This window comes from Pedobacter sp. 05L430, assembly GCF_056397585.1.
Window position 1 is genome coordinate 1 of record NZ_JBFTNT010000625.1, and the last position, 548, is coordinate 548.

A 548-nucleotide genomic window follows, 5' to 3' on the forward strand; every position below is an offset into this window, starting at 1 on the left:
GCGTATTACTTTCAGGTCTGTTGGTTCCGGATATGATGGTTACCATGTATAAATTGTTAATAAGATGTTTAAAACACTTAAGGCTTTAATACTAATTTTGCCATTTAGTTTGTATCTTAGCTATTCGTTAAAATATGCCTAAATAAACACAAAAATAGCATTTTTTATAGATTTACGTCGAGTAAATACAAGCCGTTAGAGAATAATTGTAATTATTAATTAGATAGATGAGTAAAATTATTGCATTGGCAAATCAGAAGGGTGGCGTAGGGAAAACTACTTCATCAATTAACTTAGCCGCAAGTTTAGCCGTACTAGAATATAGAACATTATTAGTTGATGCTGATCCTCAGGCCAATTCTACCTCTGGTATTGGTTTTGACCCAAGAAGCATCAAAAATAGCATTTACGAGTGTATCATTAATGATATCGATGCGGTAGACGCCATTCAGAAAACTGAAACTCCTAATCTTGATCTGCTTCCGGCACATATCGATTTGGTAGGTGCAGAGATCGAAATGATAAACCTGAACAACAGGGAATATAAG

The 548-nt window shown here is 34.3% G+C and carries 1 protein-coding gene; it reads left to right on the top strand.

Translation table 11 applies throughout. The features are described 5' to 3' along the window. Positions 1-227: 227 nt before the first annotated feature. Positions 228-548 (top strand): ParA family protein (locus AC1DG9_RS27680; RefSeq protein WP_477635780.1); only part of this gene is annotated, 321 nt, incomplete at its 3' end.